The sequence below is a fragment of the Streptomyces sp. NPDC002386 genome, assembly GCF_053593175.1.
In genome coordinates, this window is the sequence record NZ_JBSFBX010000018.1 from 1 (window position 1) to 23,169 (window position 23,169).

Annotated in this window: 18 protein-coding genes; 9 read left to right on the top strand and 9 right to left on the bottom strand. The window is 73.9% G+C overall.

Going from position 1 to position 23,169, the window contains the following annotated elements:
• Positions 1-126 precede the first annotated feature (126 nt).
• Both ACWCPN_RS29755 and ACWCPN_RS29760 read right to left on the bottom strand, forming a co-directional pair.
• Positions 127-1,482, bottom strand: a complete 1,356-nt coding sequence (locus ACWCPN_RS29755) for a lectin (protein WP_451212271.1) — start codon at positions 1,480-1,482, stop codon at positions 127-129.
• 248 nt (positions 1,483-1,730) lie between these two features.
• Positions 1,731-3,614 (bottom strand): ABC transporter ATP-binding protein, encoded by a 1,884-nt coding sequence (locus tag ACWCPN_RS29760; RefSeq protein ID WP_451212274.1) that lies wholly within the window; start codon positions 3,612-3,614, stop codon positions 1,731-1,733.
• Positions 3,615-3,701: 87 nt separating this feature from the next.
• On the opposite strand from ACWCPN_RS29760, the gene ACWCPN_RS29765 reads away from it, so the two are divergent.
• Together ACWCPN_RS29765 and ACWCPN_RS29770 are read left to right on the top strand one after the other, a co-directional pair.
• Positions 3,702-4,769, top strand: a complete 1,068-nt coding sequence (locus tag ACWCPN_RS29765; RefSeq protein ID WP_451212277.1) for a lysylphosphatidylglycerol synthase transmembrane domain-containing protein — start codon at positions 3,702-3,704, stop codon at positions 4,767-4,769.
• 54 nt (positions 4,770-4,823) lie between these two features.
• Positions 4,824-5,588, top strand: coding sequence for a crotonase/enoyl-CoA hydratase family protein (locus tag ACWCPN_RS29770; protein ID WP_451212280.1), 765 nt, complete (start codon positions 4,824-4,826; stop codon positions 5,586-5,588).
• A 39-nt stretch (positions 5,589-5,627) separates the two neighbouring features.
• Here ACWCPN_RS29770 and ACWCPN_RS29775 read toward each other — a convergent pair whose 3' ends face one another.
• Genes ACWCPN_RS29775 through ACWCPN_RS29785 form a run of 3 tightly spaced genes read right to left on the bottom strand, consistent with a single transcriptional unit; the run spans position 5,628 to position 9,693 of the window.
• The gene (locus ACWCPN_RS29775) at positions 5,628-6,866 is read right to left on the bottom strand and encodes an FAD-dependent oxidoreductase (protein WP_451212283.1); all 1,239 of its coding nucleotides are present in this window, start codon (positions 6,864-6,866) and stop codon (positions 5,628-5,630) included.
• Positions 6,863-8,266 (bottom strand): FAD-dependent oxidoreductase, encoded by a 1,404-nt coding sequence (locus ACWCPN_RS29780; protein WP_451212286.1) that lies wholly within the window; start codon positions 8,264-8,266, stop codon positions 6,863-6,865. The genes ACWCPN_RS29775 and ACWCPN_RS29780 overlap by 4 nt, the downstream gene beginning before the upstream one ends.
• Entirely contained in the window at positions 8,263-9,693 is a 1,431-nt protein-coding gene (locus tag ACWCPN_RS29785) for an FGGY family carbohydrate kinase (RefSeq protein WP_451212289.1), read from the bottom strand. The genes ACWCPN_RS29780 and ACWCPN_RS29785 overlap by 4 nt, the downstream gene beginning before the upstream one ends.
• Positions 9,694-9,957: 264 nt before the next feature.
• On the opposite strand from ACWCPN_RS29785, the gene ACWCPN_RS29790 reads away from it, so the two are divergent.
• From ACWCPN_RS29790 to ACWCPN_RS29805, 4 genes are all read left to right on the top strand, one after another.
• On the top strand, positions 9,958-10,950 hold the full coding sequence (locus ACWCPN_RS29790) for a hypothetical protein (RefSeq protein WP_451212292.1): 993 nt from the start codon (positions 9,958-9,960) through the stop codon (positions 10,948-10,950).
• 41 nt (positions 10,951-10,991) lie between these two features.
• On the top strand, positions 10,992-12,524 hold the full coding sequence (locus ACWCPN_RS29795; protein WP_451212295.1) for an amino acid permease: 1,533 nt from the start codon (positions 10,992-10,994) through the stop codon (positions 12,522-12,524).
• A 176-nt stretch (positions 12,525-12,700) separates the two neighbouring features.
• The gene (locus ACWCPN_RS29800; protein WP_199212885.1) at positions 12,701-13,786 is read left to right on the top strand and encodes a mechanosensitive ion channel family protein; all 1,086 of its coding nucleotides are present in this window, start codon (positions 12,701-12,703) and stop codon (positions 13,784-13,786) included.
• Between the two features lie 37 nt (positions 13,787-13,823).
• The gene (locus ACWCPN_RS29805) at positions 13,824-14,237 is read left to right on the top strand and encodes a DUF4186 domain-containing protein (protein WP_451212298.1); all 414 of its coding nucleotides are present in this window, start codon (positions 13,824-13,826) and stop codon (positions 14,235-14,237) included.
• Here the strand turns inward: ACWCPN_RS29805 and ACWCPN_RS29810 are convergent, their stop codons facing one another.
• Positions 14,238-15,794 carry a M1 family metallopeptidase gene (locus tag ACWCPN_RS29810; RefSeq protein ID WP_451212301.1) on the bottom strand — a complete coding sequence of 519 codons (1,557 nt, stop codon included), beginning with the start codon at positions 15,792-15,794 and terminating at the stop codon, positions 14,238-14,240.
• Between the two features lie 235 nt (positions 15,795-16,029).
• On the opposite strand from ACWCPN_RS29810, the gene ACWCPN_RS29815 reads away from it, so the two are divergent.
• The 3 genes from ACWCPN_RS29815 (at position 16,030) to ACWCPN_RS29825 (ending at position 20,576) form a co-directional block, all read left to right on the top strand.
• Complete coding sequence (locus tag ACWCPN_RS29815; protein WP_451212304.1) at positions 16,030-18,249, top strand: NADP-dependent isocitrate dehydrogenase; 2,220 nt, start codon at positions 16,030-16,032, stop codon at positions 18,247-18,249.
• Positions 18,250-18,453: 204 nt separating this feature from the next.
• A complete protein-coding gene (locus ACWCPN_RS29820) occupies positions 18,454-19,245 on the top strand; it encodes an N-formylglutamate amidohydrolase (RefSeq protein WP_451212307.1) in 792 nt (263 codons plus the stop codon).
• An 89-nt stretch (positions 19,246-19,334) separates the two neighbouring features.
• A complete protein-coding gene (locus tag ACWCPN_RS29825) occupies positions 19,335-20,576 on the top strand; it encodes a cytochrome P450 (RefSeq protein WP_451212311.1) in 1,242 nt (413 codons plus the stop codon).
• 41 nt (positions 20,577-20,617) lie between these two features.
• Here ACWCPN_RS29825 and ACWCPN_RS29830 read toward each other — a convergent pair whose 3' ends face one another.
• The 3 genes from ACWCPN_RS29830 to ACWCPN_RS29840 are packed head-to-tail and all read right to left on the bottom strand — an operon-like array spanning position 20,618 to position 23,162.
• Entirely contained in the window at positions 20,618-21,106 is a 489-nt protein-coding gene (locus tag ACWCPN_RS29830) for a hypothetical protein (protein WP_451212314.1), read from the bottom strand.
• Positions 21,103-21,741, bottom strand: a complete 639-nt coding sequence (locus tag ACWCPN_RS29835) for an RNA polymerase sigma factor (RefSeq protein ID WP_199212880.1) — start codon at positions 21,739-21,741, stop codon at positions 21,103-21,105. The genes ACWCPN_RS29830 and ACWCPN_RS29835 overlap by 4 nt, the downstream gene beginning before the upstream one ends.
• A complete protein-coding gene (locus tag ACWCPN_RS29840) occupies positions 21,738-23,162 on the bottom strand; it encodes a S8/S53 family peptidase (protein WP_451212317.1) in 1,425 nt (474 codons plus the stop codon). The genes ACWCPN_RS29835 and ACWCPN_RS29840 overlap by 4 nt, the downstream gene beginning before the upstream one ends.
• Positions 23,163-23,169: the final 7 nt, after the last annotated feature.

The window sequence follows — 23,169 nt, forward strand, 5'->3', positions numbered from 1 at the left end:
TAACCCAGCCTGCTCCGCACCCCCGGCCCGGCCCACCCCGGGCCCCGCGTGCCGCCGGCCGCGGGCCGCGGACGGCCGTCCGGGCCCGGCGACGGGCCGGTTACCGGGAACGCTCCCGGGGCCGGGTCAGCCGGTGTAGGCCGCGAGGACGCGGGTGTAGTCCCAGTCGGACTGGGAGACGCCGGAGCAGCTGTCGGCGGGTCCGCCGGTGCACGGGCGGTCGCGGTTGGCGGACCAGAAGGTGAGCCGGGCCAGGTGGTGCGCCTGGGCGTAGGCCAGGATGGTCCGGAAGTCGTTCACCGTGACGGTCTCGTTCTGGTCGGTGACACCGTTCATGGACGAGATGCCCATGTCCCGGTAGGCCTGGTCGTCGCTGTAGTGGTAGGCGTTCTTCAGCGCGTTCTTCAGCCCCTCGGCGGCCTGCGTGGTGAGGCTGCCCATGTTCCGGCCCGCGCCGCCGAAGTCGAACGGCATGATCGTCCAGGCGTCCACGGTCAGTCCGGACGCGGCGGCCCGGTTGATGAGGCTCGTGTCGGGTCCGCTCTGCCCGGTGCCGATGGTGACGTACACCTTCAGGCCGGGGTTGCCGGCCTTCACGGTCCTGAGCGCGTCCACGGTGCGCTGCTGCACGGTCGCGCTGGCGTACGCGTCGGCCTCGAGGTCGATGTCGATGGCCTTCAGGCCGTAGGCGCCGATCACCTTCTGGTAGGCGGCGGCGAGTTCGCCGGCGCTGCCGCAGGAGCTCTCCAGTTTGTTGCCGCTGTAGCCGCCGAACGACGGGACGACGTCGCCGCCGCCCGCGCGCACGGTGCCGATCGTCTGCTGGTCCACCCCGCCGGTCAGCGGGCGGCCGCCGTCCCACTGGGGGTCGCAGTAGCCGTTGCTGAGGACGAACGCCAGCGTGAACCACTTCACGCCGGTGGCCCGGGTGATGGCGGCCGGGCTGGGCGGACTGCCCCAGCCGTTGTAGAGGTACGGCGCGACGGCCATCGGCGCGGAGGTGCCGCCGCCGTCCGCGGCAGGGGCGTTCCACTTCTGGTTGGCGCCGCCGCCACAGCTCCAGATCTGCGCGCGGGTGCCGTTGGCCGGGTTGTCGTCGGTGACGTCCAGGCACTTGTCGGCCTGCGGGTTGACGATGTCGTGGGCGGTGGTGACGGTCCACTTCTGGTTGGCGCCGCCGGTACAGGTCCACAGTTGCGCCTTGGCGCCGTCGGCGGTCGAGTTCCCGGTGACGTCCAGGCACTTGCCGAGGGCGCGGACGGTGCCGTCGCCGCCGACCGTCCACTGCTGGGCCGCGGTGCCGTTGCAGTCGTAGATCTGCACGGGTGTGCCGTCGGCGGTGCCGGCCCCGGCGACGTCGAGGCACTTGCCGGCGAGGCCGGTGATGGTGCCGGTGGCGGCGTGGGCCGGGGCGGCGGTGAGCAGTCCGGTGGCGAGGGACAGCGCGGCGAGGGAGACGAGCGCGGGAAGTGGTCTGGCCATGGAGGGGCGGGCCTTTCACGTGGGGGGTCACCGGATGCGCCCAACACCGCTTCGAGGGAAGGGTGTTGAGCGCATTCGGTGTCTTTGATTAAGGCGTGAAGTTAAAGGTCCGGACCAGTGCCGTCAAGGGGTTGGACATCGGTCATGGATCTGGACGGCAACCGGTGGCCGGCTCCGCGCCGGGGTCCGGCCGCGTCTCCCGCGGCCGGACCCGGGCCCCGCGGCGTCCGGCCGCGGGGCGGTGGCCGTCAGACGGCCGGTACCTCGCCCTGCCGCCGGGCGAACTGGGTGCGGTGCAGCTCGGCGTACCGCCCGTCGACCGCGAGCAGTTCGTCGTGCGTGCCCCGCTCCACGATCCGGCCGGACTCCACGACCAGGATCTGGTCGGCGGCCCGCACGGTGGACAGCCGGTGGGCGATCACCACGGCGGTACGGCCCTCCAGCGCCTCGGTGAGGGCCTCCTGCACGGCCGCCTCCGAGGTGTTGTCCAGGTGGGCGGTGGCCTCGTCGAGGATGACCACGCGCTGGCGGGCCAGCAGCAGCCGGGCGATGGTCATGCGCTGGCGCTCCCCGCCGGAGAGCCGGTAGCCGCGCTCGCCGACGACCGTGTCGAGACCGTCCGGCAGGGAGCGCACGACCTCGGCGAGTCGGGCGCGGCCCAGCGCGTCCCACAGTTCCTCGTCCGTGGCCTGCGGACGGGCCAGCAGCAGGTTGGCCCGGACGGTGTCGTGGAAGAGGTGCCCGTCCTGGGTGACCATGCCGAGGGTGGCCCGCAGCGAGGCGGCGCTCAGGTCGCGCACGTCTGCGCCGCCGATCCGCACGGCGCCGGAGGTGACGTCGTACAGGCGCGGCAGCAGTTGCGCGATGGTGGACTTGCCGGCGCCGGAGGAGCCCACGAGGGCGACGGTCTGACCGGGTTCGGCGCGGAAGGAGACGCCGTGCAGGACCTCGGTGCCGCCGCGGGTGTCCAGGGCCGCGACCTCCTCCAGGGAGGCGAGGGAGACCTGGTCGGCGGACGGGTAGGCGAAGCGGACGTCGTCGAACTCGACCGCGACCGGTCCCTCCGGCACCGCGGCGGCGTCCGGCTTCTCCTCGATGAGCGGCTTCAGGTCGAGCACCTCGAAGACCCGCTCGAAGCTGACCAGGGCGGACATCACCTCGACGCGCGCCCCGGCGAGCGCGGTGAGCGGGGCGTAGAGCCGGGTGAGCAGCAGGGCGAGGGAGACGACCGCGCCCGCGTCCAGGGTGCCGTGCAGCGCGAACCAGCCGCCGAGGCCGTAGACGAGGGCCAGGGCGAGGGCGGAGACCAGGGTGAGGCTGGTGATGAACACGGACTGGGCCGTGGCCGTGCGCACCCCGATGTCACGGACCCGGCGGGCGCGGGCCGCGAACTCCGCCGACTCCTCCTCCGGGCGGCCGAACAGCTTGACCAGGGTGGCGCCGGGCGCGGAGAAGCGCTCGGTCATCCGGGTGCCCATGGCCGCGTTGAGGGCCGCGGCCTCGCGCTGCATCCGGGCCATCCGGCTGCCCATGCGGCGGGCGGGCAGCACGAACACCGGCAGCAGCACCAGCGCGAGCAGCGTGATCTGCCAGGACAGGGTGAGCATCACCGCGAGGGTGAGCAGCAGGGTCACGAGGTTGGTCACCACGCCCGAGAGGGTGTTGGCGAACGCCCGCTGGGCACCGATCACGTCGTTGTTGAGACGGCTGACCAGCGCTCCCGTACGGGTACGTGTGAAGAACGCGACGGGCATGCGCTGCACATGATCGAACACGGCCGTGCGCAGGTCGAGGATGAGCCCCTCCCCGAGCGTCGACGACAGACGCCGGCCGAGGACGCCCAGCCCGGCTTCGGCGAGCGCCACCAGCGCGATCAGCAGCGACAGCCGTACGACGGCCCTGGAGTCGTGGCCCGCCACGATCGCGTCGACGACGTGGCCGGCGAGCACCGGGGTGGCCACGGCCAGCAGCGCCGTCACCACCCCGAGCACGACGAAGCGGATGATGCCCGCGCGGTGCGGGCGGGCGAAGGCGGCGATGCGGCGCAGCGTGGCGGGGTCGAAGGGGCGGCGCTCGGCCTGTGCGTTCATGACGCTGTGCAGCTGCGTCCAGGCGGTGGTCTCCATGCTCATGAGAGAGAACGTAGGACCTCAAGCGTCGTTGAGGTCAATGTCCGCGCCTCCCCGATTCCGCCGGCTTCCCCGCGCCCGAAGGGCTCCATGACTCCTTCCGCCCATCGGCTGCCCGCCCGTAAGCCGCCGTCCGCGCCCGCGCCATCCGCCGTTGGCGCGGCGCGGCGAACCTCTTCCGGTGTGACAGCGCTCCGATTCCCCGACGTCCCCCGGGGACGCCTCCGCCGGCGCTTCCCGGTCCGGCACGCCCTGTGCGCGGTGCCGCTCGTGCTGGTCGCCGTGGCCGCGGTGCGGCACCGCTCGGTGCTCGCCGAGGGCTTCGGCCAGTTGCGCACCGCCTCCTGGCCGTGGCTGCTGGCGGCGGCTGCCGCGACCTGCCTGACCTGGGTGGCGGCCGCGTTCAGCCGGCAGGGCGCGGTGGTGCAGCCGCTGCCGAAGCGGCGGCTGCTGGCCACCCAGTTCGCGGCGGGCGCGGCCAACCATCTGCTCCCCACCGGCCTCGGCGCGAGCGCGGTGAACCTGCGCTTCATGACCGTGTGCGGGGTGCCGCCGGCCCGCTCGTCGGCGGCGCTGGCCCTGTATCTGCTGGCGGAGAGCGTGGGCCGGCTCGGTCTGCTGGCCGGGCTGCTGATCGCCTTCCCCGACGCGCTGCGGCCGGGCACGCTGCTGCCCGCCGGCTCCGCGCTGCCGCTGCTGTCCGGTGCGGGCGCGCTGGTGCTGGTGGCGGCGGCCGCGCTGGCCCTCGTACGGCGGCTGCGCACGGCCGTGTGCGCCTTCCTGCGGGACGCCCTGGGCGAGGCGCGGTCGGTGCACACGCGTCCGGCCCGGGCGCTGGCCCTGTGGGGCGGTTCGCTGGCGTTCCCGGCCTGCCAGGCGGCCGGTCTCGCCGCGGTGGGCCGGGCGCTGGAGCTGCCGGTGCCCCCGGCGCACATGGCGCTCGCCTACCTCGCGGCGACGGTCGCGGTGGCACTGGTGCCGGCACCGGGCGGGATCGGCTCGGTGGAGGGGGCGCTGATCGTGACGCTGGTCGCGGCCGGCGGACCGGCCGCGGTGGCCACGGCGGTGGTGCTGGCCTACCGGGTCATCACCGTGTGGGTGCCGCTGCTGCCGGGTGCGCTGACGCTGGGGGCGCTGGTGCGGCTGAAGGTCATCTGAGGCAGAGTGGCCCTTCGAGCCGCTGGTCGCCGCACCCCGAAGAGGAGCACCGCCGTGCCGGTCCGCGTGGAGCGCAGGGAACACGTCACCACGATCGTGCTGTCCCGCCCTGAGGCCCGCAACGCGGTCGACGGCCCGACGGCCGCCGAACTCGCCTCGGCCTTCCGGGCGTTCGAGGCCGACGACACCGCCCGCGTGGCGGTCCTGTGGGGCGAGGGCGGCACCTTCTGCGCGGGCGCCGACCTCAAGGCCGTCGGCACGGAGCGGGGCAACCGGGTCGCGGAGGACGGCGACGGGCCGATGGGGCCGACCCGGATGCGACTGTCCAAGCCGGTGATCGCGGCCGTCGCGGGGCACGCCGTCGCCGGCGGCCTCGAACTCGCCCTGTGGTGCGATCTCCGGGTCGCCGAGGAGGACGCCGTCTTCGGGGTGTTCTGCCGCCGCTGGGGCGTTCCGCTGATCGACGGCGGCACGGTCCGGCTCCCCCGCCTGATCGGCACCAGCAGGGCCATGGACATGATCCTCACCGGCCGCCCGGTCCCGGCCCGCGAGGCCCGCGACATGGGCCTCGCCAACCGAGTGGTGCCGACGGGCCGCGCCCGCGCCGAGGCGGAGGAACTCGCCGCCGCCATCGCCCGCTTCCCGCAGGCGTGCCTGCGCGGGGACCGGGCCTCGGTACTGGAGCAGGACGGCCTGACCGAGGAGACGGCGATGCGCGGTGAACTCCGGTACGGCGTCGCCGTGCTGGCGGAGGGCCTGGAGGGCGCGGCGCGGTTCGCGGGCGGCGCGGGGCGGCACGGGTCCTTCACGGAGCTGTAGGACTCCGCATCCGGGGACCGGCGGGGCCTGCCGGTCCCGTCAGGGGGCGGGCCAGGCCGCCCCCGCGAGCCAGTGCAGCACCGCGCCGGCCGCCGTCACCCCGGCGCTCGTCGCCGCGGCGGCGCGCTGTCCCGGGTGCAGGAGGCCGCCCGCGGCGAAGACGCCGGGGTGTGAGGTGTACGGGTTCGCGGCCAGGCGGATGCCGGCGGTCCGGGCGAGTTCGTTCTCGGCCACGAAGTCGCCGGTGAAGACGATCGTGTCGCAGGACAGGACCGCCGTGCGGCCGTCGCGGTGGCGCAGGCGGACACCGGACAGGCGGCCGTGGCCGAGGATTTCGTCGACCGTGGTGCGGGTCAGGAGGGGGATGCGGCGGCCCAGGCGGGCCGACTGGGCGCGCACGGGCGGTACTTGCGCGTGGTCCGCTTCGGTGACCAGGGCGGCGACCGCGACACCGGCCGCTCGCAGGGTGGCGGCCGCGGCGTAGGAGACGTATTCGGCGCCGACCACCACCGCGCGGGTGCCGATGGGCTGCCCGAACAGGTTGACCGCCTGCTGGAGTTCGCCGCCGGTGTACACACCGGCGGGCCGGGTGCCGGGGACCAGCCGGGCCGCGCGGGGGCGTTCCCGGGCGCCGGTGGCGAGGACGACCGCTCGTGCCGTGAGCGTCTCCGGTCCGCCGGGGCCGACCACCGTGAGGGTCGGGGCGGGCCGGCGGCCAGAGGCGCCTGCGGCGCTCGCGCGGGCGGCACCGGCAGGCTCCGCCACCCGGGGCGCGCCCGGTGCTGCCGCGCCCCCGGCCGCCCGGCCGCCGCCGGCCCCCGGTGAGCGGGGAACGTCCGCCGATGCCGGGCCCCCGGCCGCGCCTTCTCGTGCCGCGCCGGGGGCCCACGGGCCGTCCGCCGGGTCCGCGGCCACCGCACCGGCTGCTCCGGTGTCGGCCGCCGCGCTCTCCCCCGCCGCACCGGCGGGTACTTCCGGAGGCGGTGGCCCGGTGTCCGCCCACTCCAGGACCGTCACTCCCGTGCGCACCACGGCGCCCGCGCTCGCGGCGGCCTCGGCGAGGAGCCGGGCGTACGCGGGGCCGGTCAGCGGACGCGTCCAGGTGCCGAAGCGGCCCTGCGCGCAGTAGCGGGCCGCTCCCCCGGGTCGTTCCTCCCGCTCGATCACCTCGACCCGGCCGGCGCCGGCGGCGGCCAGGCGGGCCGCGGCGGCGAGTCCGGCGGGGCCGGCGCCGACGACGAGGACGTCGACGGAGCGCACCGGCGGGTTCGCGGTCATGGGCGCGCCTCCTCGAACAGCTCCCGTACCGCCGCCCCGCAGTGGAACCCCTGGCAGCGGCCCGCCCCGGCCCGGGTGCGGCGGCGCAGGCCCTCCAGGGCGCGGGGCGGGACCGTACTGGCGAGCGCGTCGCGGATCTCGCCGCGGGAGACCCGCTCGCAGTGGCAGACGAGCACGCCGTACTCCGGGTCGGCCGCGATCAGTTCGGGCCGCAGGCAGGGACGCGGGGAGGCCTCGCCGATGCCGGGCATCCGTACCGGCTCCGGTTCCCGCCGCGGACCGAGGTCGAGCCCGGTGCCGGCCAGCAGCCCCACGACGTGGTCGGCGATGGCCATGGACGCGGTGAGGCCGGTGGAACGGATGCCGCCGACGGTGACGTACGCCTGCTCGCAGTGCGCGGCGATCCGGTAGTCGTCGTGCTCGGTGGCGGCGCGGAGCCCGGCGTAGACGGCCGTGACCTCCTCGTCGAGCAGCGCGGGGAGGATGCGGCGGCCCTTCTCCCGCAGCAGGGCGAGGCCCTCCGCGGTGGTCCGGGTGGCCCGTCTGTCGTCCAGATCCTCGGCGGTGGGGCCGAGCAGGACGTTGCCGTGCACGGTCGGCGCGATCAGGACGCCCTTGCCGAGAGCGGTCGGGACGGGGAGGAGGATGTGCCGGACCAGGGGGCGGGCGAACCGGTCGTGGACGATGAGCTGGCCGCGGCGCGGGGTGACGGTGAAGTCGTCGTGGCCGAGCGTCCGGTCGAGGGTGTCGGCGTGCAGTCCGGCCGCGTTGACCAGGTACCGGGCGCGCAGGGTGCCCCGGGAGGTGGTCAGCAGATGGACGTCGTCCCGCCGTTCGGACCGGACCACCCGGGTGCCGAGGTGCAGGTGGACGCCCGCGCGGACCGCCTGGGTGGCGTAGGCCAGGGTCGTCGTCCAGGGGCAGATGATGCTCTCGCCGGGCACGTGCAGGGCGCCGAGCGCGCCCGGCCCGAGGTGCGGCTCGCGGGTGTAGAGCTCGTCGGCGCCGAGGAGCCGGGTGTCGGGGCAGCCGTTGCGCCCGGCCTTCTCGGCGAGCCTGGGCAGCGTGGCGAGCTGCTCCTCGTCCCAGGCGACGAGCAGGGCACCGGTCCGTTCGACGGGAATGCCGGACTCGGCGGCGTAGGCGGCGAGCCGCCGGGAGCCCTCGCGGACCAGCGTGGCCTCCAGGGAGCCCGAAGTGGCGTCGAAACCGGTGTGCAGGATGGCGGTGTTGGCCTTGGAGGTGCCCTGGCCGACGTCGTCCTGGGCCTCGACGAGGGCGACCCGCAGGGCGGGGTGGCGGGCGAGTTCGCGGGCGATGGCGCAGCCGACGACCCCGGCGCCGACGATCACGACGTCGTACGGCGGCCCGGGCAGCGGCCCCTCGGCGGTGACCGTCATGAGCCGAGCAGCGCGGCGACCGCGGTGCGGAAGCCGGCCAGGCGTTCGGCGGCCACGTCGGCCGGGACACGGGGCTCGTAGACGGCGGCCGGCCTCCAGTCGGGGAGGGCGTCGGCCACGCTCAGCGCGGGGTCGGCGCCGAGCCGGGCCAGGGCGGCGGCGCCGAGCGCGGTGGCGTCGGGCAGGGCGGAGACCTCGACGGGGCGTTGCAGGAGGTCGGCCTGGGTCTGCATGAGCAGGGCGGAGCGGGTCAGGCCGCCGTCGACGCGCAGGGTGTCCACAGGGGTGCCGAGGTCGGTGGCGGCCGCCCGGGCCAGCTCGGTGACCTGCGCCGCCAGGCCCTCGCACAGGGCGCGCACCAGGTGCCCGGGGCCGGTGTCCAGGCCGAGCCCGGTCAGCGAGCCGCGCAGGTCGCCGCGCCACCAGGGGGCGGCGAGCCCGGCGAGAGCGGGTACGAAGGTGACGCCGCCGCTGTCGGGGACCGAGCCGCCGACCGGGTCGAGGTCGGCGGCCGAGGAGATGACGCCGAGGTCGGTGAGCCAGCGCACGGCGGAGGCGGCCGTGTAGACCTGCCCGTCGAGGCAGTACCCGGTGTCGCCGGCGAGCCGCCAGGCGACGCAGCTCACCAGGCCGGAGTCGCCGCGCCGGGGTGTGCCGCCGGTGTGCGCGAGCAGGAACGCGCCGGTGCCGTAGGTGCACTTGGCGCCGCCGGGCCCGGTGATGCGCTGGGCGAGCAGGGCGGCCTGCTGGTCGACGATCAGGCCGGTGACGGGGATCTCGGGCCCGAACGCCCGTGTCGTGCCGACGGGTTGCGCGTTGTCGGTGATCTCCGGCAGCCGTTCGCCGAGCAGTCCGTACGCCTCCAGCGCCCGGGCCGACCAGTGGGCGCCGTCCAGGTCCAGCAGCTGGGTGCGGCCGGCGGTGGCCGCGTCGGTGACGAAGGCGCCGGTGAGCCGGTGCACCAGCCAGGCGTCGGAGGTGGTGACGACGCCCTCGCGGGTGAGGTGGCGGCGGATCCAGGCCATCTTGGGTGCCGCGAAGTACGGATCCAGGGGCAGTCCGGTGAGCTGCCGCAACTCGTCGGCGGCATCGCCCAGTCCGGCGCACACGGTCTCGGCGCGCCGGTCCTGCCAGACCAGTGCGGCGGTGAGCGGGCGGCCGGTCGCCGGGTCCCAGGCGAGCACGGTCTCGCCCTGGTTGGCCAGGCCCATCGCCGCGACGTCCTCGTCCGCCTCGGCGAGCGCGGCCCGGCCGGCCTCGAGCACGGAGGCGTACAGCTCCTCGGGGTCCGCCTCGACCCGTCCGCCGGGCAGCGGGCGGGGCCGCACGGCGGCGAACCCGGTGCCCAGGACGCCGCGTTCGGGGCAGACCACCAGCGCCTTGGTGCCGGAGGTGCCCTGGTCGACGGCGAGCACCGGCCCCGTCATCGCACCCTCCCGCGCGTCCGTCCCGGCCCTTCGAAGATCGGCGCGAACAGCCTGCCGCCGGGCGGTGTCCGGCGTCAAGGGCGGCCGGCCGATGATCAACTACGCATTGGGGAAGTTGAGTTGACATCGATGGCACAGCGCAAACGACACCCCTATAGTGACCGCCGACCCCGTACATGACCATCAACCACCGCCCCGAGGAGGGCTGTTGTCCGCGCACCGCGTCACCCTGCCCGTCCGCTCGCGGACCGGGGCGGGTGGCTGATGGCCAGAGAGGGAGCCCGCGCCTCCTACGATCCCGCCGGTCACGACGGTGCCCTGCGCGGTGCCCTGCAGGATCTGCGCACCGGCCGCTGGATGGCGATGCGCGCGCTGCTGGCGGACACGACGAGCTGGTGGCAGTGGACCCAGCGCACCCAGATCCTGGCGGCCGCCGCGGCCGGCACCGACGTGGTGCGGGCCTGGCTCGAGGAGGAGCCGGACAGCGTGCCGGCCGCGGTGATGCACGCCCGGGTCGGCGTGGAGCGAGCCCTGCGGGCGCGGCGCGAACGGCACCTGCGGGCACACGAGTTGTGGATCGAGGCCTGGGACGCCGCGCAGTCCGCCGCGCAGTCCGCCCCGGAGGACCCCGTGCCCTGGGTGTGCCTGCTGGCGCTGGCCCAGCTCGACCAGGAGCAGCGCTGGCCGGAGCACCGGACACCGCCGCCGGAACCCCTGCTGCCGCCAGGCCCCTGGGGGCTGCTGGCCGAGGCCGGCAAGCGCGACCCGCACAACCGCGAGGCGCACCACCGCATGCTCCAGTTCCTGTACGCGACCGCCTCCTCCGGCCGGCTCGCCGAGGCCGCCCGCTACACCCGGTGGGCCGCCGCTCCGGCTCCGCCCGGCTCCGCCCTGCACGTGCTGCCGCTGTACGTACGGGTCGAGCGCTACCGGCGGGCCGCCGGCCACGACGCGGCGCTCGACCTGCACTGGGTGGCGGAGGACGCCACCCGCGAGGCGACGCGGGCGCTGCATTCCTGGTTCGAGCACGCGGCCGGGGGCGAGCGCTCCCTGCTGGACCTCAACCACCTGGCCCACGCGCTGTGGGGTGCCCAGCGGTTCGCCGAGGCGGGCCGGGTGTTCGACACGATCGGCCCGTACTTCACGCCGCCGCCCTGGATGTACCGCGCCCCCGACCGCGGCCACGCGGTGGAGGTGTTCCTGCGGGCCAGGGACCGCTGCCGCGCGGCCGGGGAGGATCCCGGCCCCCGCCCCTAGACGCCCCCACCCTCGTTCCCCCCCTTCCCGGAGGTTCCCGCATGTCCCCCGCCCCCGATCCGTCGCCCTCCCCCGCCCGGCCGCAGCACGACGAGGAGCAGCGGCTGCGCGAGCTCGGCTACCGTCCCGTGCTGGCCCGCCGCATGGGCGGCTTCGGCAACTTCGCGATCAGCTTCTCGGTGATCTCGATCCTGTCCGGCTGCATGACCCTGTACGGCTTCGGCCTCGGCACCGGCGGGCCGGCCGTGATGCTGTGGGGCTGGGCGGGCGTCGGCCTGTTCGTGCTCTGCGTCGGTCTGGCGCTCGCCGAGGTCACCAGCGCCTACCCGACCTCCGGCGCCCTGTACTACATGGCGGACCGGCTCGGCGGCCGCCGCTGGGGCTGGTACACGGGCTGGCTGAACCTGCTGGGCCTGCTCGGCGCGATCGCCGGGATCGACTACGGGGCGGCCCTGTTCACCGGCGCGTTCGCCAACCTGCAGTGGGGCTTCGAGCCGACTCCCGGCAGAACCATGCTGATCTTCTGCGCCATCCTGCTGCTGCACGCCGTGCTGAATTTGTTCGGCGTCCGCCTGGTCAGCCTGCTCAACTCGGTCAGCGTATGGTGGCACCTGGCCGGTGTCGCGCTCATCGTCGGTGCGCTGGCGATCGTCCCCGACCACCACCAGTCGCCGTCCTTCGTGTTCACCGAGTTCGTGAACGACACCGGGTGGTCGAGCCCGCTGTACGTGGCTGCGATCGGCCTGCTGCTCGCCCAGTACACCTTCTCCGGCTACGACGCCTCCGCGCACCTTTCCGAGGAGACCTCCAACGCCTCGGTGTCCGCGGCGAAGGGCATCGTGCGGTCCATCTGGGTGTCGTGGATCGCGGGCTTCGTCCTCCTCGCCGGACTGACGTTCGCCATCCAGGACTACGACGCCACGCGTGCCACGGACACCGGGGTGCCGCCCGCGCAGATCCTGCTCGACGGCCTCGGCACCGGCGGGGCGAGCGTGCTGCTGCTCGTCGTGATCGTGGCCCAGTTGTTCTGCGGGAACGCCGAGGTGGCCGCGGCCAGCCGGATGGTGTTCGCGTTCAGCCGGGACGGCGCGCTGCCGGGCTCGCACCTGTGGCGCAAGGTCAGCAGCCGCACCCAGACGCCGGTCGCGGCGGTCTGGCTGTCGGTGATCATCGCCGGTGTGCTCGCCCTGCCGTCCCTGTACTCGGCCACGGCGTACGGCGCCGTCACCGCCATCAACGTCATCGGCATCACCCCGGCCTACGCCATTCCCGTCCTGCTGCGGCTGCGCGCCGGCGACCGGTTCCGGCCGGGTCCGTGGAACCTGGGCCGGTGGAGCCGGCCGGTCGGCTGGATCGCGGTGGTCTGGGTGGCCTGTGTGACGGTCCTGTTCTGCCTGCCGCAGTCCTCGCCGGTCACCGTCGACACGATGAACTACGCGGCCGTGGCCCTGGTGGTCGTGCTGGTGCTGGCCAGCATCTGGTGGTACGTCGCCCGCCGTTCGTACGGCACGCCCACCACCGCGGCCTACGGTGACGACCGCGACCAGGCCGAACTCGCGGAGGGCATCGTCTGATCCGCGCCGTCCCGGTGCGAACCGGGCCGCCGGATAAGGCAGGATGAGCGATCGCGCCGAGCGCCGACGAGGTCGGCGGCGGGGCGATCGCACATGTACGGACATCGAGCAGGTGACAACGTGACGAGACTTCACTCCAGGCTCCGCACCGCCCTTTCCCGCCCCGGAGGTGACCGGTGAACCGCGCCCTGACCCTGCACGACCTGGTCGTCGCCGGCATAGCCGTGGCCGCGGGGCTGCTGCTGGCCTTCCTGTCCCGCACGGTGCTGCGGTGGCTGGGCAAGCACGCCAAGCGGACCCGCTGGAGCGGTGACGACGTCATCGTGGACGCGCTGCGCTCCGTCGTCCCGTGGGCGGCGATCGCGGGCGGCGCGGCGGCGGCCGCCGCGGTACTGCCGCTGACCCGGACCGTCCAGCACCACACCGACCAGTTCCTCGAGGTGTGGCTGATCCTCGTGGTGACGGTGTCCGCGGCCCGGGTGATCGCGGGCCTGGTCCAGTCGGTGACCCAGTCCCGCTCGGGTGTGGCCGGTTCGGCCACGATCTTCGTGAACATCACCCGGGTGCTGGTGCTGGCGATCGGCTTCCTGGTGGTGCTGCAGACGCTCGGCGTGTCCATCGCGCCCCTGCTCACCGCCCTGGGCGTCGGCGGTCTGGCCGTCGCGCTGGCCCTGCAGGACACCCTCGCCAACCTCTTCGCGGGCATCCACATCCTCGCCTCCAAGACCGTGCAGCCGGGCGACTACATCCGGCTCACCAGCGGCGAGGAGGGCTATGTGGTGGACATCAACTGGCGCCAGACGACGGTCCGCCAGCTCTCCAACAACCTGGTGGTCATCCCCAACGGCCAGCTCGCGAAGACCAACATGACCAACTACACGCGTCCCGAGCAGCAGTTGACGATCCTGGTGCAGGTGGGTGTGAGCTACGACAGCGACCTGGACCACGTCGAGCGCGTCACCCACGAGGTCATCGCCGAGACGATGACCGGGGTCACGGGCGCCGTTCCCGACCACGAGCCCGCGATCCGCTTCCACACCTTCGGCGACTCGCGCATCGGCTTCACGGTGATCCTCGGGGTGGGCGAGTTCAGCGACCAGTACCGCATCAAGCACGAGTTCATCAAGAGCCTGCACCGCCGCTACCGGGCGGAGGGCATCCGTATCCCGTCCCCGACCAGGACGGTGGCCCTCCAGCAGGGCGCGGTGGTGATACCGCAGCAGCGCGGCGCCGGGGAGCACGCGCCGGCGGTGGCCGAGTAGGACCCGGGGGCGGCGGGCGGCATACCCTCGAAGGGCCATGGCCTCTCCGCCGCCGGACCCGGCCGCCCGCTTTCTCGACGAACGCCTCGACGCGATCGCGCGTCAGCCGTTCCGGGCGAAGTTCCGTCTGCGCGGGCGGGAGCTGGCCGTCGCCGGCGAGAAGGGACCGGCGGCCGTCCGGTGGCACGCCTACGACCTGGTCGCCGCGCGGCTGGCCCCGGCGCGGCCGCGCAACGACGGCAGGCAGACGCCGTACCGGGGGCATCCGGTGTTCGTCGCCCAGCACGCCACGGCGACCTGCTGCCGGAGCTGCCTCCAGCGCTGGCACGGGATCCCCCGGGGGCGGGAGCTGAGCCGCGCCGAGCACGTGTACGTCGTGGACGTGATCTGCCGGTGGATCGAGCGCGAGGTGGCGGGCGGCGCCGGACCGGACGCCGCCCGCCACCGCTGATCAGAGCGTGGCCGAGTTGTCGTGCCGGTGGCCGCCGCGCTTGCTGTGCGGGGCCGCGAAGGACGAGGCGACCGGGTTCACCGTCCAGTCGGGGTGGCCGGGCATGCGGGGCGTCCTGGTGCCGTAGAGCCAGTCGCGCAGGAAGCCGGACTGGTCCTGGCCGGAGACCTCGGAGGCGACGTCGATGTAGTCGGCGGTGGTCGCCGAGTAGTCGCGGAAGCGCTCCAGGAAGGTGCGCTCGACGGTGTTGAACACCTGCTCGCCGACGAGCTGCCGGAAGGCGTACAGGACGAGGACGCCGCCCAGGTAGCGCTGGCTGTCGAAGAGGTTCACCGCGTTCGGGGACGCCACCGGGCCGGAGTCGTGGCGCCACTGGTCGCCGCGCGCGTAGGTGTCCTTCATCCGGGCTTCCATGGTGGTCAGGCCGAGGGAGTCGGCCCAGCCGCGCTCGTAGCGGTAGAGCAGCCCGTAGTAGTCCGCGTGACCCTCGTTCAGCCACAGGTCGGCCCAGGTGGCGGGGCTGACCAGGTTGCCGAAGTAGGAGTGGACCAGCTCGTGCATCATGTGCGAGCCGATGCTCTTCTCCGGCTGGAGCAGGAAGTTCGGCTTGTACAGGGTGAGGGTCTGGGTCTCCAGGCCGGTGAAGTCGAAGGCCGCGGGGTCGTCCGAGTTGCACGGCAGCAGGCCGTACGTCTCGAACGGGTAGGCGCCCAGCCGGTCCTCCAGCCAGGTCACGAGGCCGGGGGTGAGGGCGAGGGACGGTTCCAGGGCGGCGGCGCGGGCGGCGGGCACGACGTCGCGCAGCGGCAGGCCGTGCGGGCCCTGGCGGTCCTTGACCACGTAGTCGCCGACGGTGATCTGCACGAGTTCGGTGGCCATCGGGGAGGCCGAGCGGTACGAGTACGCCGTGCGGCCGCCGCTGAGCGTCTCGGTGCCGGTGAGCAGGCCGTTCGCCACCGCGCGCAGGCCGCTGGGGACGGTGACGCGGAAGGTGAAGTCCGCCTTGTCCGAGGGGTGGTCGTTGCACGGGAAGACGGTGTGCGCGGAGTTCGGCTGCGGGCAGGTCGCGAAGCCGTCGGGGGTGGGCACCCAGGCGGTGTGGGCGAGGGCGCGGCGCGGGTCGGCGGAGTAGGCGACGGTCACGGTGGCCAGCGCGTCCGGCGGCAGGGCCTTGGCGGGCGTGATCCGCAGCTTCTCGTCCACCTGGGCGAAGGCGGCGGTGGCGCCGTCGACGGTCACGGTGCGTATGTCGAGGCCGAGGGCGTCCAGCGAGAAGCGGCTGAGCGGGCGGTCGGCGCGTATCTTCAGGGTGGCCGTCGCGTCGACCTTCCTGGCCGTGGCGTCCCAGGCCACGTCCAGGTGGTAGGACGTGGCGCGGTAGCCCTTGTTGCCGAGGGTGGGGAAGACGGGGTCGCCGAGGGTCTCGGGGCCGAGGACGGCCGCCCTGCGGGCCGCCTTGTGCGCCGTCGCGCCGGGGCCGGCGGGGCGCGCCTGGGCCGGGGAGCCCGTCGCCAGGGCCGCGGCCGTGCCGATCAGGGCGGCCGCCGGGGCCGTCACTCTGGTGCGATATCTCATGGTCCGCTTTCGGTCGGGCGGCCGGGTGGTCGGATCCGGCCGCCGGTCTGAGTGCGATCACGCGTGGTCAGTGGTGATCGTTTGTCATGACCACAAGAAGGCGGGATCGGTTGCACCGGGGCGGCACGAATTTCCGGCCGGGACCCCTGTCGAGCCCGGCCCGATCACGAGATATCTTGATGTCGAGCAATGTTGCAGACGTGGAGCGGAGCACCCGGTGACTGACTCGACCATCATCTACACCTACACAGACGAGGCCCCGGCCCTCGCGACGCACTCGTTCCTGCCGGTGATCCAGGCGTACGCCTCGCAGGCCGGGGTGCCCGTGGAGACCCGCGACATCTCGCTGGCCGGGCGCATCATCGCCGTCTTCCCGGAGTACCTGGACGAGGACCAGCGCATCCCCGACGCGCTGAGCGAGCTGGGCGAGCTGGCCAAGACGCCCGCCGCGAACATCATCAAGCTGCCGAACATCTCGGCGTCCATCCCGCAGCTCAAGGCCGCCGTCGCCGAGCTGCAGGGCAAGGGCTACGCCCTGCCGGACTACCCGGACGACCCCAAGTCCGACGAGGAGCGCGAGATCCGCGCCCGCTACGACAAGATCAAGGGCTCGGCGGTGAACCCGGTCCTGCGCGAGGGCAACTCCGACCGCCGCGCCCCCGCCTCCGTGAAGAACTACGCCAAGACCCACCCGCACCGCATGGGCGCCTGGAGCTCGGACTCCAGGACCGCCGTGGCGACGATGGGCGTGGACGACTTCCGCTCGACGGAGAAGTCCGTGGTGATCTCCGAGGCCGGTGCGCTGCGCATCGAGCTCAAGGGCGACGACGGCTCGACCACCGTCCTGCGCGAGTCGGTACCGGTCCTCGAGGGCGAGGTCGTCGACGCCTCCGTGATGCGCGTCGGCGCGCTGCGCGAGTTCCTGACCGCGCAGGTCGCCCGGGCCAAGGAGGAGGGCGTCCTGTTCTCCGTGCACCTGAAGGCCACGATGATGAAGGTCTCCGACCCGATCGTCTTCGGCCACGTGGTGCGCGCCTTCTTCCCGAAGACGTTCGCGAAGTACGGCGAGACCTTCGCCGCCGCCGGCCTGACCCCGAACGACGGCCTGGGCGGCATCCTCAAGGGCATCGAGTCGCTGCCCGAGGGCGCCGAGATCAAGGCCTCCTTCGACGCCGAGCTGGCCGAGGGCCCGGCCCTGGCCATGGTCGACTCCGACAAGGGCATCACCAACCTGCACGTGCCGTCCGACGTCATCGTCGACGCCTCGATGCCGGCCATGATCCGCACCTCCGGTCACATGTGGGGCCCGGACGGCCAGGAGGCCGACACCCTCGCGGTGCTGCCGGACTCCTCGTACGCCGGCGTCTACCAGGCCGTGATCGAGGACTGCCGCGCCAACGGCGCCTACGACCCGTCGACCATGGGCTCGGTCCCGAACGTCGGTCTGATGGCGCAGAAGGCCGAGGAGTACGGCAGCCACGACAAGACCTTCGAGATCCCGGTCACCGGCACCGTCCGCCTGGTGGACCAGGCCGGCAACGTCGTGATCGAGCAGACGGTCTCCGCCGGCGACATCTTCCGCGCCTGCCAGACCAAGGACGCGCCGATCAAGGACTGGGTGAAGCTCGCCGTCACCCGCGCCCGCGCCACCGGCGACCCGGCGGTCTTCTGGCTGGACGCCACCCGCGCCCACGACGCCAACCTGATCGCCAAGGTCGAGCAGTACCTGGCGGAGCACGACACCGAGGGCCTGGACATCCGGGTCATGTCGCCGGTCGAGGCCACCAAGCTGTCGGTGGAGCGCATCCGCCGCGGCGAGAACACCATCTCGGTCACCGGCAACGTGCTGCGTGACTACCTGACCGACCTGTTCCCGATCCTGGAGCTGGGCACCAGCGCCAAGATGCTGTCGGTCGTCCCGCTGATGGCGGGCGGCGGTCTGTTCGAGACCGGTGCCGGCGGCTCCGCGCCGAAGCACGTGCAGCAGCTCGTCAAGGAGGACTACCTGCGCTGGGACTCCCTCGGCGAGTTCTTCGCCCTGGTGCCGTCCCTCGAGCAGTACGCGGCGGCCACCGGCAACACCCGTGCCAAGGTCCTCGCCGACACCCTCGACCGCGCCACGGCGACCTTCCTCAACGAGGACAAGTCCCCGACCCGTCGCCTCGGCGGCATCGACAACCGCGGCAGCCACTTCTACCTGTCCCTGTACTGGGCGCAGGAGCTGGCCGGCCAGACCGACGACGCCGACCTGGCGAAGGCGTTCGCCCCGTTCGCCGAGTCCCTCGCGGCCGACGAGCGGAAGATCGTCGACGAGCTGATCGCCGTGCAGGGCAGCCCGGCCGACATCGGCGGCTACTTCCAGCCCGAGAAGGCCAAGGCGGACGCGGTGATGCGCCCGTCGGCCACCTGGAACTCCGCCCTCGCCTCGCTGAGCTGAGGTACGCGGCGGTTCAGCCGCCGCCGTGAGTGAGCCTCCGCCCCGGCCGGTACCCCCGGCCGGGGCGGAGCCGTGCCGGGGGTGCCAGCAGGACGTCAGTCAGTGCCCGGGTCACGACCGCCGGAACCCGAGTATCAGCATCAATGTCAGTGCCGTGTGGCACCTTGAGCGTGCCCCGTCCGTCCGACGCCCGTGGAGCTGCCCGTGTCCCCGTACACCCCCGCGTTCGAACTCCTGCCCGGAGCCGCCGAGTCGCCCGTGCTGCTGCACGTGCCGCACTCGTCGCGGGCGATACCGGGTGACGTCCGCGAGGGGATCGTGCTGGACGACGCCGCGCTCGAACGGGAACTGGACCACATCACGGACGCGCACACCGCCCGGATCGCCGAGCGGGCGGCGGCCCTCGCCGGGACCGCCCCCTGGCGGTTCGTCAACCGGCTGTCCCGGCTGGTCGTGGACCCGGAGCGGTTCCCGGACGAGCGGGAGGAGATGCTCGCCGTGGGCATGGGAGCCGTGTACACCGGGACCACGCACCGCGGTGTGCTGCGGGCCGCGGACACCGACCCCGGACCGCTCGTCGAGCGGTACTTCGGGCCGTACGCGCGCGCGATGACCGACGCGGTGGCCGGACGGCTGGCGGCGACCGGGCGAGCGATCGTGATCGACGTGCACTCCTATCCGCGCGAGGCCCTGCCGTACGAGCTGCACGGTGCGGGACCGCGGCCGCCCGTCTGCCTGGGCACGGACGCCTTCCACACGCCCTCGGGGCTGCGCGAGGCGGCCCTGAAGGCGTTCGCCGGGTGCGGGGAGACGGGACTCGACAGCCCGTTCAGCGGGACCTACGTACCGCTGGAGTACTACGGGCGCGAGGCGCGGGTGAGCGCGCTGATGGTGGAGATCCGCCGGGACACCTACATGACCGAGCCCGGCGGCCCCGCCGGACCGGGCCTCGAGGACCTCGCCGGGGCGCTGGCCGCGCTCGTGGACGCCGTGTAGCGGCGGGTCCGTCGCCGCCGCGGGCCGGGGCCCTCCGGCTGGAGCACTCCCGCAGGACAGCGGGCGGGGCGCGTACGAAGGTGGTGGGCATGACGGAGGAGATCACGCTCACCGGCCGAGCCGCGCCGCCCGAGCGGGACTGGCCGCCGCCGGTGCGCGACTGGCTGCCGCTCGACCTTGACGGGACGGACTTCGACCCGGTCCTCACCGGCCTGATGCGCGAGGGCCCGCTGACCCGTATCCGGCTGCCGTTCGGCGAGGGGTGGGCGTGGCTCGCCACCCGCTACGAGGACGTGAAGCTGGTCACCAACGATCCGCGCTTCAGCCGTGCCGAGGTGGCGCGCCGTCAGGTGACCCGGCTGGCACCGGACTTCGCGCCCCGGCCGGGCTCGCTGGCCTGGGCCGACCAGCCCGAGCACAACCGGCTGCGCAAGCCGGTCGCCGGCGCCTTCACGGTGAGCGCCATGAAGCGGCTGCGGCCCCGCGCTCAGCGGATCCTGGACGAGCTGATGGACGGCGTCGTACGCGACGGGCCGCCCGCCGACCTGGTCGAGCGGGTGCTGGAGCCGTTCCCGATCACGGTCGTCAGCGAGGTGATGGGCGTGCCGCCCGCCGACCGCGAGCAGGTGCACGCGTGGACCCGGCAGATCATCTCCACCTCCGGCGGCGCCGAGGCCGCCCGGACGGCGAAGACCGGCCTGTACGGCTGGATCACCACGGCCGTCCGGTCCCGCGCGCACAGCACGGACGAGGACGTCTACTCGCTCCTGGGGGCCGCCGTGTCCCGGGGCGAGATCAGCGAGGAGGAGGCCGTCGGCCTCGCCGGGCCGCTGCAGATCGGCGGGGAGGCGGTCACCCACAACTGCGGCCAGATGCTGTTCCTGATGCTGACCCGCCCGGAGCTGATGGAACGCGTGCGCACGCGCCCCGAGGAGCGGGGTCCCGTGCTCGACGAACTGCTGCGCCACATCCCGCACCGCAGCACGGTCGGACTCGCCCGGATCGCCCTGGAGGACGTCGAGGTCGGCGGACACCGGATCGCGGCGGGCGAACCGGTGTACGTCTCCTACCTCGCCGCCAACCGCGATCCGGCCGTCTTCCCCGACCCCGACCTCATCGACCCGGACCGGCGCCCCAACCCGCACCTGGCCTTCGGCAACGGACCGCACTACTGCACCGGCGCCGTCCTGGCCCGGCTCCAGACCGAACTGCTCGTCGACACACTCCTGGCCCGCCTGCCCGCCCTGCGCCTCGCCGTCCCGCCGGACCAGGTCCGATGGCGGCACAAGACGATGATCCGCGGTCCCCGGACCCTGCCCGTCACCTGGTGACCCCGGGCGTCGCGGACCCACGAAGATCGGGGAGACGCCCCCTAGGCCCGGAGCCACTCCGTCACGACCACCTGGCCGTCGGTGCGCAGCCGTAGTGCGAACGGGCCGGTGGGCGGGGTGTCGCTGGTGAAGCGGCCGAGGGTGTCGACCGTGACGGGGCGGGCCGCCCGGGGGCCGCCCAGGACCTCGACGCGGGCCGGGCCCGGAGGCAGTACCTGGCCGATCAGGCCCTCCCCGGTGACCTCGATGTCGACGGTCACACCGCCCGCGCGGAAGGTCAGCATCCGCGGCGCGTCCGGTACGCCCCGGACCGGCAGCGCGTCCACCAGCGAGTCGAAGGTCAGCTCGGCGATGTCGGCGTCCAGGTCGTGCAGCGCGTAGGCGCCCAGGGCGATCTGGCGCAGCTCGGCCGGGACCGGGTCCAGCACGGCGGCCGCCTGGCGCAGCTCCTCCTCCAGCGGGGCCTCGTCGAATCCGGCGTCGTCCAAGCCCTCCACGGGGAAGGCGTCGTCGTCGTGGCTGCCGATCATGCCGCCTCCCGGGCGTCCATCCGGGCCCGCAGCCGGCGCAGACAGCGCTGGCGCAGCGGACCGATGCTGCCGACCGCGATGCCGAGGGCGGCCGACACCTCCAGATAGCTCGGCGGCGGCGAGGCCATCAGCACCCGCAGCAACTGCCGGCACCGCTCGCCGAGCGCCTCGAACTCCTGCCAGAGCCGGCGGATCCGCTCGGCCTGCGCGGCCTCCTCCTCGGAGTCGATCAGCGACTGCTCCGGCGTCCGCTCCTCGCTGGCCCGGTCCAGCACCTGCGGATCGTCCGTCAGCGTCAGCCGGGTGAGCCCCTTGAGCACCTTCAGGCACTCGTTACGGGCGGTGCTGGCCAGCCAGGAACCCGCCTTGTCCGGTTCCCGCAGGCGATGGAGGTGCTGGGCGAAACGGAACCACACGGTCTGGTAGACCTCGTGCGCGTCGGCGTCGGAGAGCCGGTGCGCGCGCACCACCGACCACACCAGCGGACTCATTCCCTCCACCAGCGCCTTCCAGGCCGCCGCGTCGCCGTCGACCGCGGACCGGACCAGCGCGCCGACCTCTGTTCGGTCCACGGCTCCACCCCTCGTGTACGGCACGTCATCGTACGCCGTGGAGAGGAGCGTTCCGGCCCTCATACCGGCCGGACCGGGATCGCGACGGGGGTCGGCCGCCAGGTGGACGGACGGAGCACCGGCACGTGCGCCCCCCGCACCTCGGCGGACTCGGTGACCGAGCCGAGCAGTTGGGCCCGCGCCAGGCGCGGATCACGCTCCTTGTGCGCCGTCATGTGGGCGGCGACGAGCCCGGCGACGACCGGGGTGGCGAAGGACGTGCCGCTCCACTGCGCCAGCCCGTCGAACATCACCTGGTCGGGTTTGCCCGCGGTGCTCTCCCGCGCCTCGCTCAACACGCCCGTGTGCCGCGGGTACTGGCATGTGCAGAGGTACCCGGAACCGTACCGGCAGGTGTCGTAGGTGGAGTGCTGGTAGACGTACGGCACGGGTGTGCGGAAGCCGGTGAGGGCGCTGGTGAGGCGCTCGCCGGGGGCGTAGACCCGCACCCAGGGGCCGTGGTTGCTGAAGCAGGCGCCGGACTCGCCGTCACCGCGCAGCGCGCCGACCGACAGCACGCAGTCCTCGTACTCGGGCAGGGCGGCGTAGGCGGCCGGCCAGAACGGGTTGCCGCTGGCGTTGTTGCCGGCGGCGGCGACCAACAGGGTTCCCTGTTCGCGCAGTTCCCGCATGAACCCGTCGAGGCCGAGCAGACCGTCGGTGCGGCCGTTGGACGTGCCGGCCGAGAGGCTGATGATGTCGGGCCAGCCGCCCTGGTCGACGGCGTCGAAGAGCTTGGCGCCGAACTCGGACTCCAGGACGGCGCCCGCGTCGGCGAGCGTGCCGCGCACGGTGACGTCGGTGTTGGGGGCGACGGCGGCGACGATCCCGGCGATGAAGGTGCCGTGCCCGACGTACTGCCGCAGCACGCCGTCGGGGCCGGTCTCGCTGTCCTGCGGGTCGCCGGTGGTGTGGGCGAGCAGCGGGTAGGAGCCGTGGTCGTGCACCAGGCCGGTGTCGATGACGAGGACGCCGACGGCGGTGTCCGGGTCGTACGGGGCGTCCACCGGGGCCGGGTTGGGCGGCTCGCTGCGCGGCGCGGGGACCGGCTCGTCGCCGGGGCAGGCGTTGACCGCGATGTGCACGACGTGGTTGCGGCTGACCAGGCGGCGGCCCTGGCGGCCCTCGGCCTCCCGCAGGGCGCCCAGGGCGTGCGGGACGACGTCCTCGCCCAGGGTGGGGTCGCCGACCCGGATCCGGGTGACGCCGGTGCGGTTGGCCGCCGGGCCCGTCCGGCGCACGTGGTCCGGGACCAGGCCCCGGGTCTCGGTGAAGTGTCCGCGCACGGTGTCCTCGACCAGCCGGGCCTCCTCGCCGTCGCGGGCGAGGACGACGCCCTTCTCGTAGAGGAACTCCGCGGCGTCGTCCGGCCCCATCGCGAGGGCGATGCCCGGCATCGCGCCCTGGATGTGGTCGAACTGTTCGTGGAATCGCTGAGGTGCCATGCTGTGT

Excerpts from the sequence above, each read along its gene's own strand:
- ACWCPN_RS29755 (WP_451212271.1), bottom strand. The coding sequence starts at position 1,482 with ATGGCCAGACCACTTCCCGCGCTCGTCTCCCTCGCCGCGCTGTCCCTC.
- ACWCPN_RS29760 (WP_451212274.1), bottom strand. The coding sequence starts at position 3,614 with ATGAGCATGGAGACCACCGCCTGGACGCAGCTGCACAGCGTCATGAAC.
- ACWCPN_RS29765 (WP_451212277.1), top strand. The coding sequence starts at position 3,702 with ATGACTCCTTCCGCCCATCGGCTGCCCGCCCGTAAGCCGCCGTCCGCG.
- ACWCPN_RS29775 (WP_451212283.1), bottom strand. The coding sequence starts at position 6,866 with ATGACCGCGAACCCGCCGGTGCGCTCCGTCGACGTCCTCGTCGTCGGC.
- ACWCPN_RS29780 (WP_451212286.1), bottom strand. The coding sequence starts at position 8,266 with ATGACGGTCACCGCCGAGGGGCCGCTGCCCGGGCCGCCGTACGACGTC.
- ACWCPN_RS29785 (WP_451212289.1), bottom strand. The coding sequence starts at position 9,693 with ATGACGGGGCCGGTGCTCGCCGTCGACCAGGGCACCTCCGGCACCAAG.
- ACWCPN_RS29790 (WP_451212292.1), top strand. The coding sequence starts at position 9,958 with ATGGCCAGAGAGGGAGCCCGCGCCTCCTACGATCCCGCCGGTCACGAC.
- ACWCPN_RS29795 (WP_451212295.1), top strand. The coding sequence starts at position 10,992 with ATGTCCCCCGCCCCCGATCCGTCGCCCTCCCCCGCCCGGCCGCAGCAC.
- ACWCPN_RS29805 (WP_451212298.1), top strand. The coding sequence starts at position 13,824 with ATGGCCTCTCCGCCGCCGGACCCGGCCGCCCGCTTTCTCGACGAACGC.
- ACWCPN_RS29825 (WP_451212311.1), top strand. The coding sequence starts at position 19,335 with ATGACGGAGGAGATCACGCTCACCGGCCGAGCCGCGCCGCCCGAGCGG.
- ACWCPN_RS29830 (WP_451212314.1), bottom strand. The coding sequence starts at position 21,106 with ATGATCGGCAGCCACGACGACGACGCCTTCCCCGTGGAGGGCTTGGAC.
- ACWCPN_RS29835 (WP_199212880.1), bottom strand. The coding sequence starts at position 21,741 with ATGAGGGCCGGAACGCTCCTCTCCACGGCGTACGATGACGTGCCGTAC.
- ACWCPN_RS29840 (WP_451212317.1), bottom strand. The coding sequence starts at position 23,162 with ATGGCACCTCAGCGATTCCACGAACAGTTCGACCACATCCAGGGCGCG.